At 62.0% G+C, this 17,027-nt stretch carries 15 protein-coding genes; 5 read left to right on the top strand and 10 right to left on the bottom strand.

The annotated features are described in order from the left end of the window. From trbK-alt to ILFOPFJJ_RS27220, 7 genes are all read right to left on the bottom strand, one after another. On the bottom strand, positions 1 to 267 hold the full coding sequence (gene trbK-alt / locus ILFOPFJJ_RS27250; RefSeq protein WP_173513690.1) for a putative entry exclusion protein TrbK-alt: 267 nt from the start codon (positions 265 to 267) through the stop codon (positions 1 to 3). Positions 268 to 277: 10 nt separating this feature from the next. Then, on the bottom strand, positions 278 to 1,039 hold the full coding sequence (gene trbJ, locus ILFOPFJJ_RS27245) for a P-type conjugative transfer protein TrbJ (RefSeq protein ID WP_173513689.1): 762 nt from the start codon (positions 1,037 to 1,039) through the stop codon (positions 278 to 280). Beyond that, a complete protein-coding gene (gene trbE / locus ILFOPFJJ_RS27240) occupies positions 1,036 to 3,489 on the bottom strand; it encodes a conjugal transfer protein TrbE (protein ID WP_173513688.1) in 2,454 nt (817 codons plus the stop codon). Before trbE ends, trbJ begins: the two co-directional genes overlap by 4 nt. Before the next feature lie 13 nt (positions 3,490 to 3,502). After that, positions 3,503 to 3,784, bottom strand: a complete 282-nt coding sequence (locus ILFOPFJJ_RS27235; protein ID WP_173513687.1) for a VirB3 family type IV secretion system protein — start codon at positions 3,782 to 3,784, stop codon at positions 3,503 to 3,505. After that, positions 3,784 to 4,116, bottom strand: a complete 333-nt coding sequence (locus ILFOPFJJ_RS27230; RefSeq protein ID WP_173513686.1) for a TrbC/VirB2 family type IV secretion system protein — start codon at positions 4,114 to 4,116, stop codon at positions 3,784 to 3,786. Before ILFOPFJJ_RS27230 ends, ILFOPFJJ_RS27235 begins: the two co-directional genes overlap by 1 nt. Further along, positions 4,113 to 5,096 carry a P-type conjugative transfer ATPase TrbB gene (gene trbB / locus ILFOPFJJ_RS27225; protein ID WP_173513685.1) on the bottom strand — a complete coding sequence of 328 codons (984 nt, stop codon included), beginning with the start codon at positions 5,094 to 5,096 and terminating at the stop codon, positions 4,113 to 4,115. The genes ILFOPFJJ_RS27230 and trbB overlap by 4 nt, the downstream gene beginning before the upstream one ends. A gap of 1,230 nt (positions 5,097 to 6,326) precedes the next feature. Beyond that, positions 6,327 to 6,494 carry a hypothetical protein gene (locus tag ILFOPFJJ_RS27220; RefSeq protein ID WP_173513684.1) on the bottom strand — a complete coding sequence of 56 codons (168 nt, stop codon included), beginning with the start codon at positions 6,492 to 6,494 and terminating at the stop codon, positions 6,327 to 6,329. A gap of 659 nt (positions 6,495 to 7,153) precedes the next feature. Between ILFOPFJJ_RS27220 and ILFOPFJJ_RS27215 the strand changes: the two genes are divergently transcribed. From ILFOPFJJ_RS27215 to ILFOPFJJ_RS27195, 5 genes are all read left to right on the top strand, one after another. Next, entirely contained in the window at positions 7,154 to 7,396 is a 243-nt protein-coding gene (locus ILFOPFJJ_RS27215; RefSeq protein WP_173513683.1) for a hypothetical protein, read from the top strand. Positions 7,397 to 7,959: 563 nt separating this feature from the next. Further along, positions 7,960 to 8,313: a DUF1236 domain-containing protein gene (locus tag ILFOPFJJ_RS27210; RefSeq protein WP_173513682.1), complete on the top strand. Its 354-nt coding sequence runs from the start codon at positions 7,960 to 7,962 to the stop codon at positions 8,311 to 8,313. A 175-nt stretch (positions 8,314 to 8,488) separates the two neighbouring features. After that, the gene (locus tag ILFOPFJJ_RS27205) at positions 8,489 to 9,145 is read left to right on the top strand and encodes an ABC transporter ATP-binding protein (protein WP_173513681.1); all 657 of its coding nucleotides are present in this window, start codon (positions 8,489 to 8,491) and stop codon (positions 9,143 to 9,145) included. Then, complete coding sequence (locus ILFOPFJJ_RS27200; protein WP_173513680.1) at positions 9,142 to 11,553, top strand: FtsX-like permease family protein; 2,412 nt, start codon at positions 9,142 to 9,144, stop codon at positions 11,551 to 11,553. The genes ILFOPFJJ_RS27205 and ILFOPFJJ_RS27200 overlap by 4 nt, the downstream gene beginning before the upstream one ends. Further along, entirely contained in the window at positions 11,543 to 12,616 is a 1,074-nt protein-coding gene (locus ILFOPFJJ_RS27195; RefSeq protein WP_173513679.1) for a lipocalin-like domain-containing protein, read from the top strand. Before ILFOPFJJ_RS27200 ends, ILFOPFJJ_RS27195 begins: the two co-directional genes overlap by 11 nt. Positions 12,617 to 12,853: 237 nt before the next feature. Here ILFOPFJJ_RS27195 and ILFOPFJJ_RS27190 read toward each other — a convergent pair whose 3' ends face one another. The 3 genes from ILFOPFJJ_RS27190 to ILFOPFJJ_RS27180 form a co-directional block, all read right to left on the bottom strand. Further along, positions 12,854 to 13,288, bottom strand: a complete 435-nt coding sequence (locus tag ILFOPFJJ_RS27190; protein ID WP_173513678.1) for a CopG family transcriptional regulator — start codon at positions 13,286 to 13,288, stop codon at positions 12,854 to 12,856. An 8-nt stretch (positions 13,289 to 13,296) separates the two neighbouring features. Then, complete coding sequence (locus ILFOPFJJ_RS27185) at positions 13,297 to 15,282, bottom strand: conjugal transfer protein TraG (RefSeq protein ID WP_173513677.1); 1,986 nt, start codon at positions 15,280 to 15,282, stop codon at positions 13,297 to 13,299. 705 nt (positions 15,283 to 15,987) lie between these two features. Then, on the bottom strand, positions 15,988 to 17,025 hold the full coding sequence (locus ILFOPFJJ_RS27180) for a Gfo/Idh/MocA family protein (protein WP_173513806.1): 1,038 nt from the start codon (positions 17,023 to 17,025) through the stop codon (positions 15,988 to 15,990). Positions 17,026 to 17,027: the final 2 nt, after the last annotated feature.

The following is a 17,027-nucleotide window of genomic DNA, read 5'->3' as shown; positions in this document are numbered from 1 at the left end:
CTATCGGGCCTCGCTCGCGGACGACAGAAAGCGCTTACGGTTCTCCGCCCAGGTCTTGAGGCAAGCCGGGTCGCCCGTCGCCGCCGCGCCAAGCCCGAGGCAGCGTTTGAGTTCCGCGCGAAAGGGGTCCGGCGCTGCACTGTCTCGCACGACACGCGCAGCAGGCTCCGCCTCATCCCCATTCCGGCCAAGCGTCATCGCCGTCGCGGTGATTGCCACCGCCACAAGCCCCGCGGGGGCGGTTCGGGCAAGCCATTTGCAAGCCATGACACGCCTCTCAGTTGTGAAACATCCGGGCGTTGCCCGGCTGATAGGCCGCTCCCGGTGCAAGGAAGCGACGACGCTGTTCGCGTCCCTGTTCGGCCGCGGCCGCGCGCTCGGCCTCGCTCAGCGCTTGCGCGCGGCCGTTTGCAACGACGACGGCGGTGAGATCGATGAGCTGCTGGGCTTGAAGGGCGAGGATCTGGTTGCCTGCCTGGGTCGCCTGGAGCGCGCCGACCGCGGCCTGGCTCCGGCCGACGAGCGCCGACATCTGCGTGCGATTCGTGTCGATGTTTTCGATGACGGTGGCCTGGATACGCATGGCGTCCTGCAGGCCGCCGACCGTGTTCCTCCAGCGCGAGCGCGCTCCGGCCACGAGCTGCTGGTCCGTCGCGGTGAGGGAGACCTTGCCATAGGTGGTCTGGAATGCTCGGTCGACCTCCTGGACATCGAAGGCGATGTTCTGGGCTCGGGAAAGGAGCGCTTGCGTGCGGCGAACCGACTGCTGCAACTGCTGGAGTGAGGAATATGGCAAACTCGCGAGATTGCGGGTTTGGTTGATCAGCATCTGCGCCTCGTTCTGAAGCGAGGTGATCTGATTGTTGATCTGGTCGAGCGCTCGGGCGGCCGAGAGCAGGTTCTGAGCGTAGTTTTTCGGATCGAAGACGATGAGTGCCTGTGCCGGCGTCACGAGCAGTGGGGAACTCACTGCCGGCGCGGCAATGAGCGCCGCGGCAAGTCGAAGCACGCGCGCGCGAGGGCGGGAGCGAACGGTCATTGCTGTACCTCCGTGGCTTGTGGGATGAAGTTCGCGAGGTGGGGAATGAGATCAGCGGCCCAGGCGACGCGGCGGTGGCGCAGCCAAGCGTCGAGAAAACCGTGTCGGCCGTACTTGGCGAGAATGCTCTCAATTGCGGTCTGGTCTGTCTTTCCCGACGCCGCGCACAATGCCAGCGCGACCTCGGAGAGACCGAGTTCGAAGAGGCGATTGCCGCGTCGCGACTGGCAGTAGTAGTCGCGTTTTGGCGTGGCCCGCGCGAGGATCTCGATCTGGCGATCGTTGAGCCCGAAGCGACGATAGATGGCCGCGATCTGCGGCTCGATCGCGCGTTCGTTGGGAAGAAGGAGCCGCGTCTGGCAGCTTTCGATGATTGCCGGTGCGATTGGCGAACCGTCGATGTCCGAGAGCGACTGGGTGGCGAACACGACGGACGCGTTTTTCTTGCGTAGCGTCTTCAACCATTCGCGAAGCTGGCCGGCGAAGCCTTCGTCGTCGAGCGCGACCCAGCCTTCATCGATGATAATGAGGGTAGCGCTGCCGTCGAGGCGGTCCTCGATGCGATGGAAGAGATATTGGAGCACGGCGGCTGCCGCGCCGGTGCCGATGAGGCCTTCGGTTTCGAGGGCCTGAACGGAAGCCCGACCCAGATGTTCGCATTCCGCGTCAAGGAGCCGGCCGTAGGGACCTCCGACGCAATAGGGCCGAAGTGCCTGCTTTAGATCGTTCGATTGGAGGAGAACGGTGAGGCCGGTAATGGTTCGCTCGAGGACTGGGGCGGAGGCAAGCGAGGTGAGCGCCGTCCAGATGTGGTCTTTCTCCTCGGGCGATATGGCAACACCTTCCCGGTTGAGAATGGCGACGAGCCAGTCGGCCGCCCAGACGCGCTCGGCGATGTCGTTGATGCGGGCGAGCGGCTGAAGTGACACGGAAGTCTCGGCGCCTTCGGTGAGGTCGCCTCCGAGATCGTGCCAGTCGCCGCCCATGGCGAGTGCCGCGGCGCGGATGGAGCCGCCGAAGTCGAAGGCGAAAACCTGAGAGCGTTCATAACGGCGGAACTGCAGCGCCATCAGCGCGAGCAGCACCGACTTGCCGGCGCCGGTGGGCCCAACCACGAGCGTATGACCGACATCGCCGACATGGATGGTAAACCGGAACGGGGTCGAGCCTGCGGCCTTCCCGAGGAGCAAGGGAGGTGCTTGCAAGTGCTCGTCCCGTTCCGGCCCTGCCCATACGGCGGAGAGCGGTACCATGTGGGCGAGGTTCAAGGTGGAGATCGGCGGCTGCCGGACATTGGCATAGGCGTGACCCGGCAGGCTGCCGAGCCAGGCGTCGACCGCATTGATGGTTTCCGCCATGGCCGTGAAATCCCGGCCCTGAATCACCTTCTCGACGTGGCGCAGTTTTTCGTCGGCGGCGCGTGGATCGGCGTCCCAGACCGTGACGGTCGCCGTGACGTAAGCCTGTCCGGCATAGTCGGCGCCCAGCTCCTGCAGGGCGAGATCGGCATCAGCAGCCTTGTTCGCAGCGTCGCTATCTACAAGGGCCGAAGCTTCGTTGGTGATCACCTCCTTGAGGATGGCGGCGATCGACTTGCGCTTGGCAAACCACTGCCGGCGAATCTTTGTGAGCAGCGTCGCGGCGTCGGTCTTGTCGAGCATGATCGCTCGCGTCGACCAGCGATAGGGAAAGGCAAGACGGTTGAGATCGTCGAGAATGCTAGGCGTCGTTGCGGTCGGGAAGCCGACGATCGTGAGCACCCGCAGATGCGCGTTTCCGAGGCGCGGCTCAAGACCGCCCGTGAGCCGCTGATCAGCGAGGAGCGCATCAAGATAAATCGGGGTTTCGGGGACGCGCACGCGGTGACGATTGGTCGAGACGGTCGAGTGGAGATAGGTGAGCGTCTCGGCGTCATCGAGCCAGGCGCATTCGGGCATGAACCCTTCGATCAGCTGCAGGACGCGGTTGGTTCGGTCAGTGAAGGCCTGCAGGATCTCGCGCGGATTGACGCCCGCTTCGGGCTTGCCCTCGTAAAGCCAGTTCTCGGCACAGGCCTTCCCCTCAGCCGGAGGCAGGTAAAGGAAGGTCAGGAAGTAGCTCGATTCGAAATGCGCGCCGGCCTCCTCGAAGGCCGCTTTGCGTTCGGCATCGACGAGAGCCGAGGCCGCATCGGGAAAATGGCTGGCCGGATAGGTGGCCGAGGGATGCCGTTGCCCTTCCACGAAGATGGCCCAGCCCGAACCAAGCCGGCGGAACGCATTGTTAAGACGGCCGGCGACGGCAACGAGCTCGGCCGGCACGGCCGAATCGAGGTCTGGACCGCGGAAACGCACGGTGCGCTGGAACGAGCCATCCTTGTTGAGGACGACGCCTTCGCCGACCAGGGCTGCCCAGGGCAGAAAGTCGGCGAGGCGGGTGCTTTTGCTGCGGTATTCGGCGAGGTTCATCACGGCGATTGCTCCCTCAGAGCGACAGATGGCCGGGGATGCGCAGATGTCGGCGCACGACCCCGACGAACTGCGGGTCCCGCTTCGCCGCCCAGGCGGCGGTCAGATGGCCGGCAAGCCAGAGGCCGAGGCCGACTAGCCAGAGCCGCAAACCCAGGCCGAGTGCCGCGGCGAGCGTTCCGTTGAGGATGGCGATGGCGCGGGGTGCGCCACCGAGCAGGATTGGTTCGGTCAGCGATCGGTGTACCGGGACCGAGAAACCCGGCACGTCAGCGGCAGGAGAGGGGGAGTCTGTCATCAGACGAGCGCCCCGCCGCCGAAGGAGAAGAAGGAGAGGAAGAAGGAGCTTGCGGCAAAGGCGATCGAGAGGCCGAAGACGACCTGGATGAGGCGCCGGAAGCCGCCCGAGGTGTCGCCGAAGGCTAGCGTGAGGCCGGTCGCAATGATGATGATCACCGCGATGATCTTGGCAACCGGACCTTCGACGGACTTCAGGATCTGCTGGAGCGGCTGCTCCCAGGGCATGGAGGAGCCGGATGCATGCGCTGCCGGTGCAAGCGCCAAAGCCAGAACGGTGAGGGAAACGGCTGAGAAAAACTGCCGGCAAAGTTGATGAAAACGCTGCATCATGCAGAGGCTCCTGGTTCGGTAGGGGTGACGGGATTGATCAAATAGTCGCCTGAAGGGCCGAGCCCCTCGACGCGAGTGAGCTCGGCGAGGCGGCGTGAGGATCCACGGCCGGAGAGCACCGCGACGAGATCGATTGTTTCGGCGATCAGCGCCTTAGGCACTGTGACGACGGCCTCTTGGATCAGTTGCTCGAGGCGGCGCAGCGCTCCGATCGCGCTGCCGGCGTGGATGGTGCCGATGCCGCCGGGGTGGCCGGTACCCCAGGCTTTCAGCAGGTCGAGGGCTTCGGCGCCGCGCACTTCGCCGATCGGGATCCGGTCGGGACGCAGACGAAGTGACGAGCGAACGAGATCGGAGAGGGATGCGACGGCATCCTTGGTGCGCATCGCGACGAGGTTCGGCACGGCACATTGTAGTTCGCGTGTGTCCTCGATGATGACGACGCGGTCGGAGGTTTTCGCGACTTCGGCGAGAAGAGCGTTGGTGAGTGTGGTCTTGCCGGTGGACGTACCGCCGGCGACGAGAATGTTCGCACGGGACGCTACGGCCTCGCGCAGCGCCGCGGCCTGGCCGGCCGACATGACGCCTGCGGCGACATAGTCCTCGAGCGTGAAGATGGCAACCGCTGGCTTGCGGATTGCGAAGGCCGGCGCGGCGACGACCGGCGGCAACAGTCCCTCGAACCGCTCACCCGTTCCGGGGAGTTCCGCGGAGAGGCGGGGTGCGCCGGCATGAACCTCGGCGCCAACGTGGTGAGCGACGAGCCGAATGATGCGCTCGCCATCGGCGGGCGAGAGGCGCTCGCCGCTATCGGCGAGGCCAGTTGACAGCAGGTCGATCCAGAGCCGCCCGTCGGGGTTGAGCATGATCTCGACGACGGACGGGTCCTCGAGAAATCCCGTGATGGAAGGGCCGAGAGCTGTGCGCAACATGCGCACGCCCCGCGTCACTGCCTCTGATTTCGGATGAGATGTCGCCACGTCGTCCCCGTTCGCTCGCGGGCTACATGATGTACGGCCCTCGATCGGGGATGATTAAAAGAGCCATAAGCCCAACTGCCGCAACAGGCACGATGGCGTAGTAGCGCCTTGGCGTAGAAAGACAGGCAATCGGTAGAGCGTTGATAGGCGGTGGGCAGGGCAGTGGGGGTCGGCAAACGCCTCGCCGCAGGCAGGACGACCGAACTGACAATTGAGTCGCTTAAGTCCGCAGGCCTGCCGGATGCCGTTCGGCGACGTCGCACGGCGAAAGCCCGAGGAGAGGAGTCGATCGAAGGTGACGGATGATGAGAGGCTGTAACGAGGCAGCAGAGATTCAAATCCTCGACGATGAGCCTCTCAATGCGTGCAAGGTTGCCCGTGCGATTGGATGGCATACTTGGCCAGCTGAGTGTGGCTCAGCGGGTACGGAGTAGCAGGCGCTCCTGCTTCAAGACGGCTTCTCGCAGAAGACGCGATTCTGGCGTATGCTGACAATCATCGGCAGCAAATAGCAAGGGCGCTGCTGGCTGCCGGTGGGACTTTGGTCCTACGTCCACAAGCCCTTAGCGAACCAAAGGTCCGATGCGCCGCATTGCCCGACCCGCTATATTTACCGAATATGGCTCCTGCCACCTCATGGCCGCAACAGTCATGGGCGGGTCCCAGAGCGACACCCCGCGCAAGACCTCTAACTGCTCGCTCTGGGACCTCACCAATCCCGCCAGGAGCTCCTGCAAGAAAAGCAATGATGAAGGGCCCGCTGAAGTCCAGCGGGCTCAATCGAAGTCGGGAACTTCGCTGGGGAGCGTCATCTAAAAGCCCCTACTTCTTGGCGAGATAGTCCATCACTTTCTCACGGCTCGGCCCGGCTTCGCGGATCGCTTGAAGGCGCTGCTACCAGTTACTCCGACAAGAACCTTTATGACTTTGTCCTGAAGCGCTGCCCCAAGACGTCCAGCAAAAGCTTGTCCGCGCCCCGCTGCTGGCTCTGACAGACCCTGATTTCATGGTCCGGAACATTCTCAGCACCGTCTATGCCCTGGCAATCAAGCAGCGCCTCGATGACGAAGACATGAACGAGCTGGCGCCTTTGATGTCTGCCAACGCGCCGCCGCAACAACCGTCTGATCAGGATATATCGGCATGAGGCTCAGGCGCACGACTGGGAACCGGCGGACACGAATTCGGCCTTGGTCCTGATCTCATCAGAGATCTGCATGGCGGCAACGGTTATTCTGAACCTACTTCAGGATTATCGTCAGATTCGAGCGATGTTGAAATCGGCTTTTCGGCTAAGATCTTGATGTCCTCGGCGAGGGCGGCGAGTTGTGCAGCAATTTCCAAGAGATCCGAAACAGGTTTCGTCTTGCCGGTGCTTGTCGCCTCGCGTTCGTCCATGTCCAATCCCTAAGTACGGTGGTCGGTCTGCCGTGGTTGAGAGTGACAGAGGTCGAACAGGTCACCATGTCGCGTGAAGAAACTAGCATCACATCTCCTTGCAACTATAGACCTTGGTCCGAGTCCGGAGAGCCAAAAGTCCTACACCATTGCGGGAGCGCATGGCTCTTATATTGGTGATCGCCGACGGAATGACGGCTATCCCTCAATTCAACACGGGTCCACCAAGTGCTTCACAATGGCTTCGCGTGAGCTGCTTTGGAGGGGAATCGTCGACCGCCGCGAGGCCAGCAGCTGACGAAGATGCAGCTCAGGTTGCATGTTTCAATATGTGGCAGAGGGAAACACTCGACCGCGTGACTAGGACCTTTGGCTTTAGCGAGTCGGGCCAGGGCCCAGACCGGCGGCGAACTACGAGCGCCGGAGGGTAAGGGGTGGCCTAGCGCTTAAGAACCGACTTGCTCACTCATCAAAGCTGCTCGAAACGTGCGTGGACAGGCTGCCGGAGTTACTAAAGGACCGTCGCGAGCCCTCATGCTCCTCGGCCTGTTCCTATCGAACAAGGAAAGCTGCGGCAGTGGCAATCTGGGAGGATCGAGTTCTCCTCCGATCGGAACCATCATCCCTGGTTACAGTTTCGTGCTTTTGGAGAAGCCGCGATGGTCAAACATCTACGAAGAGGAAAGCCACCGACAAAAGCAGCTGAGGCCGCGCTCGTCGAGCAGGTCGTCGCCGATTGGTGCGACCTGCGGCGGGTGGACCCGATGAGCCACGCTGCCGTGAGCGAAGGCCTGAGGGTTCTGTATATGATCCGCGAGTTCGAGCTGACCGATCGACAGGAGCTTTTGAAAATGTTGTTGGCTGGCGACGAGGGAAGCCTTCTTCCTACTGCTTCCCCCTAGGCCATGTGAGAACGCCGCCGCCGCAGAGCGTCCGCAAGGTTCGGCAGATCGAGCACCTGATCGGCCTCGTCTGGAGTGGCCCGGAGGCAAGCCTGTCATCCCAATCTCTCGTCCAAAATTGCCGGTGGAAAGACGTCGAAGACCGTCCAGCTCCCGCCGCAAGTCGTACCTTCGGGCGATCATGTGGTGGGCGAGATCCGGACAGTTTGGTAGCTTTTCTAAGGCTAACGGTTTCACAGAATGCTTGGAGACTCCCGTAGCACTTCGCCGATCGACGCTTCTCATGTACGGGCCCGCGTTATGGAAGAAAGGCCCCAGCACGGTTGGGTTCGACAATCGCCAAGGCGCTGAGACTTCCATTCATACCCCTGCGCTGACGAGATTGCCGCCGAGGTCGAGGGAGTATGGACCAGGGCGAGTAGCGTTCAACCCGCTTAGGGCCCTTGCGCTTGGGTATCCAGACCAAAGTCCGACACGTCTCGTGGGCGCTGGACGCTCTTTGGAACAAAGCTCGGGGCGACTTTTTTCTATCGGAAGGGACGCTTCTGTTGGAGAAGCCGGCGATGACGGGATTCGTGGTCGCTGTTGGGTTGATTTTCTTGGTGGCCGCGCCTGCTGTAGCCCACGATACATCTGAGAACCGCGTAGCGACCGTCGGGGTGGCGGAGGACGCCACTGAAGCCGCGGGAGCGACGGGTGGTGCGGTAATCGACCCGCCGCCGAGGGTCGTCGACTTTGTTGTGGCGCAGCCGCTTCCATCGCATGCGCTCGTCGTTCAAGAGCGGATTGCGATCGGCGTGCCGGTCCCGGACACGGTGTTTCTCACCGTGGTCCCCGCAGGCTCTGCGCTGGTGAACGACAAGCGCGTGATCGCTGACGTAGGGACCCGCACAGTTGTGGAACTGGTCGATAAATGAGGAGCCGAACCAGGACGGGAGGCCTCGAAAACGGCTTGTTATGCTTCGACAGACGAGCCGTTTTTCGAAGAACTTGACGATCGAAGAGCTCTGCATTCGCATCGCCTCACCGTAGGCCTTTTCAGGCGGCCGCAGAGAGTTACATAAGTGCAATCGTCCCGTTCATGGCCGCCCCATGGTGATCGCTCTCCGCAATCTTTGGAAATCCTATGAGACTGCCGAAGGGCGGCTTGACGTGCTGAAAGGGATCAACCTCGATCTCGGAGCCGGAGACAGCGTTGCCCTGACGGGGGAGTCTGGTAGCGGAAAGAGCACTCTCCTGCATCTCGTAGCCGGCCTTGACCGCCCGGACTCAGGCGAGATCGTGATCGGGGGTCGAGACATTTCCAAGCTGAACGAGCGGGAACGCGCCGCTTATAGGCGAACAGAAGTCGGCATCGCGTTTCAGCAGTTCAACCTTGTCCCGTCATTAGACGTGGCCGCGAACATCGCTTTCCACGCCAAGCTTGCGGGACGCCACGATACAAAATGGGAAATTGAACTCGTGGAGCACCTCGGAATAGGGACATTGCTGACCAGATATCCCGAGCAGCTTTCCACCGGGCAGCAGCAGCGGGTGGCGATCGGGCGAACCCTTGCCGCACGTCCCGGGTTGATTCTGGCAGATGAACCCACAGGAAATCTGGACGAGGCCAACGGAGACGTCGTCCTGGAACTGATGCTCTCACTTTCGAAGGAAACCGGATCGACGCTGCTCCTGGTGACACACTCGCAAAGACTGGCGGACAGGCTCGACCGGCAGGTGCATTTGCGATCCGGGAAGATCGAATGACAATGTGGACCGCAGCCACGGCACTTCTGTCTCACTGGCGACAACGGCCGCTGCAACTTGGCGCTCTCTTGTCGGGCCTGGCGCTGGCGACGGCCCTGTGGTCCGGAGTGCAGGCGATCAACGCAGAAGCCCGCGCGAGCTACGCCCGCGCCGCGGCTGTGCTCGACCAGAACGGGTTGGCGAACCTGGTGTCTCCAAACGGCCTCGCGATTCCTGAGTCGGCGTTCGTGCGGCTCAGACGTGCGGGTTGGAACGTGTCGCCAGTCTTGGAAGGGGAATATCGGTTCGGAGCCACCCGGTTAAGGGTGATCGGCATAGAGCCACTGACGATGCCCGCGGAGACAAACAGCGTCGATCTGGAAAATGCCGGGGAGCTGTTTTCCTTCATCACGCCTCCGGGCATGCTGGTCGTCTCTCCTAAAACAGCGGAGAAGATCCGAGGGCAGACCGGCCTCGCATTGCGTGTTTCGGATCGGATGCTCGACGGCGCCGCGTTCATCGATATTGGCTTGGCCCAGAGGCTATTGAGAAGAGACGGCGAACTCAGTCGGATTGTGATCGCCGAAGAGCAACGTCCCGGTCTGGAGCCGCTCGGAAGGCTTGTTCCGGCGCTCTCGGTTCGCGAGCCGAATGCACAAACCGAAGTGAAGCATCTTACCGAGAGCTTCCATCTCAATTTGACGGCCTTCGGTTTTCTCGCCTTCGCGGTAGGGTTGTTAATAGTGTACTCGACGATCGGTCTCGCCTTCGAGCAACGGCGGCCGACCTTCAGGACGCTTCGCTGCCTTGGCGTTTCATTGAGCAGGCTTGCGGTCCTGCTGCTCGCTGAGCTTGTCTTCTTCGCCGTTGCCGCGGGGGCGGTGGGTATCGCAATTGGATATCTAGTCGCGTCGCTGCTGCTACCCGGAGTGGCCGCAACCCTCGAAGGTCTCTACGAAGCCAGCGTGCCCGGCACGCTTTCTCTACGGCCGGAGTGGTGGGTATCGGGCTTTGCCATCGCATTGGCCGGAACATTGGTTTCGTCGACACAGAGCCTGTTGCGCTTGATGAGGGTGCCCCTGCTGGCGGCGGCTCAGCCTCAGGCCTGGGGGCGATCGTCGGAAAAGGGGCGGCGGTTTCAGGTGCTCGCCGCTGCGGCTTTGCTCGCCCTCTCGGGAGCTCTTCTTCTGTGGGTCGATGGACTCCAGGCGGGCTTTGGCGTGCTTGGCTGTCTGCTGCTCGGCGCGGCGCTACTTCTCCCCGCCGTGCTCTCCGGATTTCTCACCTTGATGCAGCGGACGTCTTCGCGTGCGCTCGTCACGTGGTTATGGGCCGACGCGCGGCAGCAGCTGCCGGGACTTTCCCTTGCGCTCATGGCATTGCTTCTTGCGCTGGCGGCAAACGTAGGCGTCGGAACGATGGTGTCGAGCTTCCGTCTCACGTTCGTCGGCTGGCTCGACCAACGCCTCGCCGCGGAGCTTTACGTCGCCGCCCGGGACGAATCCGAGGCAGACAGGCTCAGGGCATGGCTCGCGACGAGGGTGGAATCGGTGCTGCCGATCTCCAGCGTAGACGCCGAGATCCGGGGGCAGCCGGTGCAGATCTTCGGTGTCGTTGACGATCCGACCTACAGGAAGCACTGGCCGCTGTTCGTTGGCACGCCGGACGTCTGGGATCGGGTAGCGTCCGGTGACGGGATATTGGTCAACGAACAGTTTTGGAGGCGGGAGCGGCTCCGCATCGGCGATGAGCTGGATTTGGCGAGCGACTGGAAGGCGGCGGTTGTCGGCGTCTATTCGGATTACGGAAACCCAAAGGGCCAGGTCATCGCCGGAATAGACGCCCTGACCTTTCGCTACCCGCAAGTCTCACGCCTGCGCTACGGTCTGCGAGTCCAGCCTGATCAGGTTGCGGATCTGCGTTCGAGCCTCTCGGACGAATTCGGGCTACCACCGGAGAACATCGTCGACCAAGCGGCACTCAAGGAGCAGTCACGGCGGATCTTCGATCGCACATTCTTGGTTACCGGCGCGTTGAACATATTCACGCTCGGGGTCGCAGGACTGGCTATGTTCTCGAGCCTGCTCACGCTTTCGGAAATGCGCCTCCCGCAGCTTGCACCCGTGTGGGCCACGGGGGTCACAAGACGCGATCTCGCTCTTCTCGAGCTTCTGAGGACGCTGGTGCTCTGGCTGGCGACATTTATTGCCGCTTTGCCACTCGGCCTGGCGCTGGCGTGGGTGCTTCTCGCGGTGGTGAACGTCGAAGCCTTCGGCTGGCGCCTGCCGATGTATATCTTTCCTTACGAGTGGGGCAGGCTCGGTCTCGTTGCGCTCGCCGCTGCGGTCGTTTCGGTATTCATCCCCCTTCGCCGGCTGGCGGGAATCGCGCCGTCGGAACTTCTGAAGGTGTTCGCCAATGAGCGTTAGATCGATAGCGATCGCTTTTGCGATAACGACCATGGCCAGCTTGTCCGGAAGCCAAGCGGCCTACCAGGGTTTTGCTGGCCTCGGCTCGGCGGCCGAAGGGTTTTCGGTGCCGAAGCCCGGCCTACTGTTCCGTTTCCCTGCCGACCACGGCCCACATCCGGACTTCCGGATAGAGTGGTGGTATCTGACGGCCAATCTTGAAGCTCCCGACGGGACTGAATACGGAGCGCAGTGGACCCTTTTTCGGTCAGCGCTTGCGCCAACGGAGGCCAACGGATGGTCGAGCCCACAGCTCTGGATGGGTCACGCAGCCGTCACCACATCAGAGAATCACTTCGCCGCCGAACGCATTTCACGCGGGGGAGTGGGGCAGGCTGGTGTTGTCACGGGGCCCTTCTCGGCTTGGATCGACGACTGGCAGATGACGGGACATGCCGTCCCGGGAGCGGATCAATTGGCCGACATCCGCCTGACTGCGACGGCAGAGGAATTCGGCTACGAACTCCGCCTATTGGCCACGGGCCCGCTGGTGCCGCAGGGCGATAACGGCTATTCAGTGAAATCAGCGACGGGACAGGCCAGCTACTACTATTCGCAACCGTTCTATGCGGTGACTGGCTCGCTTTCGCTGCCGACCGGGAATGTCGCAGTGACGGGGAAGGCTTGGCTTGACCGCGAATGGTCGTCACAGCCGCTCGCGGAAGACCAGACCGGCTGGGAGTGGTTCTCGCTGCACCTCGATACAGGGGAGAAGCTGATGGGCTTCCGTCTCAGAGACGAGGGGGAGGGATTCACCGCCGCCACCTGGATCACTGCCGACGGGCGACCGGACCCCTTACCGCCGGCAGCCCTGAAGATCGTTCCCGCGCGTACCGCCAAAGTCGCGGGGCGTCAAATACCGGTCTCCTGGAACGTTCGGATTCCAAGTCGCGGCTTTGACGTCACAACCCAGCCTCTGAACGACCAAGCATGGATGTCAACGTCCATACCGTATTGGGAGGGACCGATCGCCTTCGAGGGCAGTGTCCGTGGGAGGGGCTACCTTGAGATGACCGGGTACTAGCCCAAGGCTCTGAGTAGCGGGAAACGGTAACGCTAATGCTGGACATGGACGATGTGTGGGCCCTCGTCGAGATGAGTTCTGCGCTCGTGATCGGCGAGATCGTGTCGACACCGCGGACCAATCGCGGGCAGGTTCACGCCGAGCTGTTCGGCATTCTCCACTTTTCCAAAGCCGAAGACGGAAACCGGCGCAACGGCGTTTTTATGCTAGCCGTTGAAACCTGCCCCGCAGCCAGTCCTAATCCTCTGTCGGCAGCGCCGCGACATCCTCTGAAATCTCCTGCCTCAGCTGAGGGCCCTTGGCGAGACGGCGCCCCAGGGCAGCGACGAAGGCATCGTAGCGTTCGCCCGCTTTGGCTCGCGCGGCGGCTTGCGCCGGTTCGGGTAATGGGGGATTGGTGGTCAGCCAGAAGCGCACAAATACAGCGAGCGTCTCGACCGCTATGCCGAGATCTCGTTCCAGCCGGGTCATACGTCGATCGAGCTGATCGAGCCGCCGTGTGGTCGCGGCCTCCTGGCGCTCCGCCGCATCGGGAAAGAGGAAGGAGGCGATGGAGGCTTCGGCGACGAGCGAGCGCGATTGATTGCGGCGCGCCGCATATTCGACAAGTGCCTTCATAACGGGTGGGTCGAGATAGACGGAGAGACGCTGTTTCTTGGGAGCTTTCGTCATCGCGTGTTTCACAACTCCATTCCGTCATTCGGGTCGAGTGCAGCCTGACGGGCAACACCTTGCATGAGCCGGCCCATGCGACGGTTTCGGTCTGCGTCTTCCTGCGCATCCTCCGGCAGGTCGTAGTCGAACTCGTTGTCAATCGGCTCTTGCTTCTCGATCGTGCGGGTGAGATTCAACTCGGGCTGCTGGCGGCGCTCTGAACCGGTCGCATCCTCTCCATTGCCATTTACTTCCAAGGGAGCGGGTTCAACGCTGAACCGGCGCGGAAGAGGTAAGGTGCTCCAGTCGTCGGGACTTGGGCCGTTGCCGCCGTTGAGTTGGGGTGGCGGCAAGATGCGCTCCACAAGTCGAGGATCTTCATAGTAGCGGACCTTCTTGGCGCGGATTGGCGGTGTCCCTGCAACCATGATGATCTCATCGGCAGGCGGAAGCTGCATCACCTCGCCGGGTGTCAGGAGGGGACGGGCCGTTTCCGAACGCGAGACCATCAGGTGGCCGAGCCATGGCGAGAGGCGGTGCCCGGCATAGTTCTTCATCGCACGCATCTCGGTGGCGGTGCCCAAGGCATCGGAGACACGCTTTGCTGTGCGCTCGTCATTGGTCGCGAAGGAGACGCGCACATGGCAGTTGTCGAGGATCGAATTGTTGGGGCCGTAGGCTTTCTCGATCTGGTTGAGCGACTGCGCGATCAGGAAGCTCTTGAGGCCATATCCCGCCATGAAGGCGAGGGCGCTCTCGAAGAAGTCGAGCCGGCCGAGTGCCGGGAACTCGTCGAGCATGAGCAGGAGACGGTGGCGGCCGGTTTTTGCTTGCAAGTCTTCCGTGAGGCGCCGGCCGATCTGATTGAGGATCAGCCGGATGAGCGGTTTCGTCCGGTTGATGTCAGAGGGCGGGACGACCAGGTAGAGGGTGGTGGGCCGATCGCCGCCAACGACATCGGCTATTCGCCAGTCGCAGCGTCGCGTCACTTCGGCGACGACCGGGTCGCGATAGAGCCCGAGGAACGACATGGCGGTCGAGAGCACGCCGGAGCGCTCGTTGTCCGACTTGTTCAGCAACTCGCGTGCGGCACTCGCGATGACGGGGTGGGGGCCTGCCTCGCCGAGATGCGCGGTCTTCATCATAGCGGCGAGGGTGGACTCGATGGGCCGCTTCGGATCGGATAGAAATGCGGCGACGCCGGCGAGGGTCTTGTCGGGTTCGGCGTACAGGACGTGGAGTATAGCGCCCACGAGCAGCGCGTGACTGGTTTTCTCCCAGTGGTTTCGTTTTTCGAGTGAACCTTCTGGATCGACAAGGATGTCGGCGATGTTCTGGACATCACGCACCTCCCATTCGCCCCGACGTACTTCCAGCAGGGGGTTGTAGGCAGCGGATTTCGCATTCGTCGGATCGAACAGCAGCACTCGACCGTGTCGAGCCCGAAAGCCGGCAGTGAGCTGCCAGTTCTCACCTTTGATGTCGTGGACTATCGCCGAGCCTGGCCAAGTTAGAAGCGAAGGGACGACGAGACCTACGCCTTTGCCGGATCGGGTGGGGGCGAAGCACAGCACATGCTCTGGCCCATCATGGCGGAGGTAATCCGGTTCCAGGCTGCCGAGCACGACGCCGTCAGGCCCGAGAAGGCCGGCGGCCTTAACTTCATCGGTGCGCGCCCAGCGGGCGGAGCCGTAGGTGTCGACGTCCTTCGCTTCCCGTGCCCGCCATACCGACATGCCGATGGCGACCGCAATGGCGATGAAACCGCCGGAAGCTGCGATGATGCCGCCTTTCCAGAAAACGTCGGGCGCATAAGCGTCATAGAAGTACCACCACCAGAAAATCGAGGGCGGATAATAGACGGGCATACCGGCGAACGCGAACCAGGGTCTACCAAGCTGCGGCTGAAAGCCGAGCTGCCACGCTGTCCATTGCGTTGCTGCCCAGGCCATGGCGAGCACGATCAGGAAGACGGCGAGAATCTGGCCCCAGAGGATCTTGGTCGCGGACATGCTCCGACTTTCTTGACGGCACTTGGCGCCAAGATCGGAAATATTGATCGGCGTGTTCAAGCCGCCAAAGGGGTAGGGAGAAGAATCGGTGGACTAGGCGCATAAATACAGGCCGTCGCGCAACTTGATCATCATCCCCGTACGAGCTTCAGGCGCAAGTGGCGGCGCCGTGCATGTACGGGCGGTGATGACCGTCGGGCGTGCCAAGGCACATTTCCAGCATAACCGTGCGGCCTTCGAGAAGGTCGCGTTTCGACCCGTTGCGGACATCCGGACCCAAGTACCGAATGACAAAAGGTACGCTCAAGGCGGACATTGATTTCTCGCCTGAGTCGGCTCCAACCAGTCACCCAGAAATTCGATGAAGCGTTGCGTCGTTGCCGGAAGCGGGCGCGTTTCGATGGCGGCGAAGACAGTGCGGCAGCACGTGACGCAGACGGCCATCGGCCAAATCCTCGGCGACGATTTCGTCCGCCAGAAGGGCGATGCCTAAGCCGAGCGTGGCCAGCTATCCGACATGCGGCGCATGCAGCCGATTTCAGGAATGTCGAAGTGGCTTAACTGCCAGCGATCTCGAACAGAAGCGCTCGAAAACAGGACCGCCGCAACTGCTCGTTCGTCGGTGTTGAGCCGGCGTTCTCCTCGCATCGGATGCAAGGAGACGCGAAGGGCGAGCAGGCCGTTGCGTTACACATTGCTCAGGCGTCAGTTCAACTCAATACGTTCTCCCGTTGCCGCCGAGCGTTTTACCGCATCGATTACCCTTAAGGTTTCGAGCCCCTCACGCCCGCTGACAAGCGGCGGTTCGGCTCGGCGGATCACCTTGCAGAATTGCCGGATCTGCAGGACGAGCGGGTCCTCGTCGTCGACCTCGATACGCTTTTGGTCAAGTGGCTCCCACCAGCTGCGTTTACCAGGATTGCGCCAGACCTCGAGCGACGGAACAGCCAGCGACCCGTGCGTTCCTCCGATCATGTAACAGGATTGCTCGGTTCTAGGATAGGCCGGATTCTCTCCCGTTGTCATCTCCCAGCTCCACGGTGCGACCACCGAGTCCGAGACTGTTGCAGTTCCCAAAACTCCATTCTTGAACTCGATCAGGATCACAGCCGTTTCCTCAACTGCGTTGCCGCGCACTGCGTTGGACTCGCGTGCCTGAACCGCGGCCACATCGCCGAAAAGGTAACGCAGATTATCGACATCGTGGATGAGATTGAGGAAAACCGGCCCCGCACCGCGCTCACGACGCCACGAGATGTCGAAGTAATCGTCGGGCTTGAACAGCCAGAACATCGCATTGACAACAAGAACGCGGCCGAGCTTCCCGCTTTCGATGATTTCCTTTGCCTTCTGCATCACCGGATTGTGTCGGCGGTGATGGCCGGTCAAAAGAGGAACACCTTTTGCCTCGGCAGCTGCGATCAGCTTTTCCCCGGATATAATGTCGTCGGCGATAGGCTTCTCGATGAGTGCGGGAACGCCGGCTTCAACGGCTTCCAACCCGTTCTGGACGTGAGCCTGGTTGGGCGTAGCCACGATGATCCCGTCAGGTCGGTCTGCGGCAATCATCTGTGCGAAGCTTGTAAACCACTTCACGCCGGCTTCCCTGGCAATGGTCTCGCCAACCGGGGTGGGATCGACCACGGCACTGAGTTGCGCCGAGGGCTCGGTCAGGACGTGCTGAATATGGCGCTTACCGATGAGGCCTGCGCCAAGTACGGCCAGCTTAACCCGCTGGGTCATGG

The sequence above is a fragment of the Sinorhizobium psoraleae genome (assembly GCF_013283645.1).
GTDB classification, from domain to species: Bacteria; Pseudomonadota; Alphaproteobacteria; order Rhizobiales; family Rhizobiaceae; genus Sinorhizobium; species Sinorhizobium psoraleae.
Note: the sequence above shows the minus strand (reverse complement) of the source record. Positions and strands in the feature narration are given on the sequence as shown.

Coding starts and splice junctions, on each gene's coding strand:
- trbK-alt (WP_173513690.1), bottom strand. CDS start 267: ATGGCTTGCAAATGGCTTGCCCGAACCGCCCCCGCGGGGCTTGTGGCG.
- trbJ (WP_173513689.1), bottom strand. CDS start 1,039: ATGACCGTTCGCTCCCGCCCTCGCGCGCGCGTGCTTCGACTTGCCGCG.
- ILFOPFJJ_RS27235 (WP_173513687.1), bottom strand. CDS start 3,784: ATGACAGACTCCCCCTCTCCTGCCGCTGACGTGCCGGGTTTCTCGGTC.
- ILFOPFJJ_RS27230 (WP_173513686.1), bottom strand. CDS start 4,116: ATGATGCAGCGTTTTCATCAACTTTGCCGGCAGTTTTTCTCAGCCGTT.
- ILFOPFJJ_RS27220 (WP_173513684.1), bottom strand. CDS start 6,494: ATGGACGAACGCGAGGCGACAAGCACCGGCAAGACGAAACCTGTTTCG.
- ILFOPFJJ_RS27215 (WP_173513683.1), top strand. CDS start 7,154: ATGGTCAAACATCTACGAAGAGGAAAGCCACCGACAAAAGCAGCTGAG.
- ILFOPFJJ_RS27210 (WP_173513682.1), top strand. CDS start 7,960: ATGACGGGATTCGTGGTCGCTGTTGGGTTGATTTTCTTGGTGGCCGCG.
- ILFOPFJJ_RS27205 (WP_173513681.1), top strand. CDS start 8,489: ATGGTGATCGCTCTCCGCAATCTTTGGAAATCCTATGAGACTGCCGAA.
- ILFOPFJJ_RS27200 (WP_173513680.1), top strand. CDS start 9,142: ATGACAATGTGGACCGCAGCCACGGCACTTCTGTCTCACTGGCGACAA.
- ILFOPFJJ_RS27195 (WP_173513679.1), top strand. CDS start 11,543: ATGAGCGTTAGATCGATAGCGATCGCTTTTGCGATAACGACCATGGCC.
- ILFOPFJJ_RS27190 (WP_173513678.1), bottom strand. CDS start 13,288: ATGACGAAAGCTCCCAAGAAACAGCGTCTCTCCGTCTATCTCGACCCA.
- ILFOPFJJ_RS27185 (WP_173513677.1), bottom strand. CDS start 15,282: ATGTCCGCGACCAAGATCCTCTGGGGCCAGATTCTCGCCGTCTTCCTG.
- ILFOPFJJ_RS27180 (WP_173513806.1), bottom strand. CDS start 17,025: ATGACCCAGCGGGTTAAGCTGGCCGTACTTGGCGCAGGCCTCATCGGT.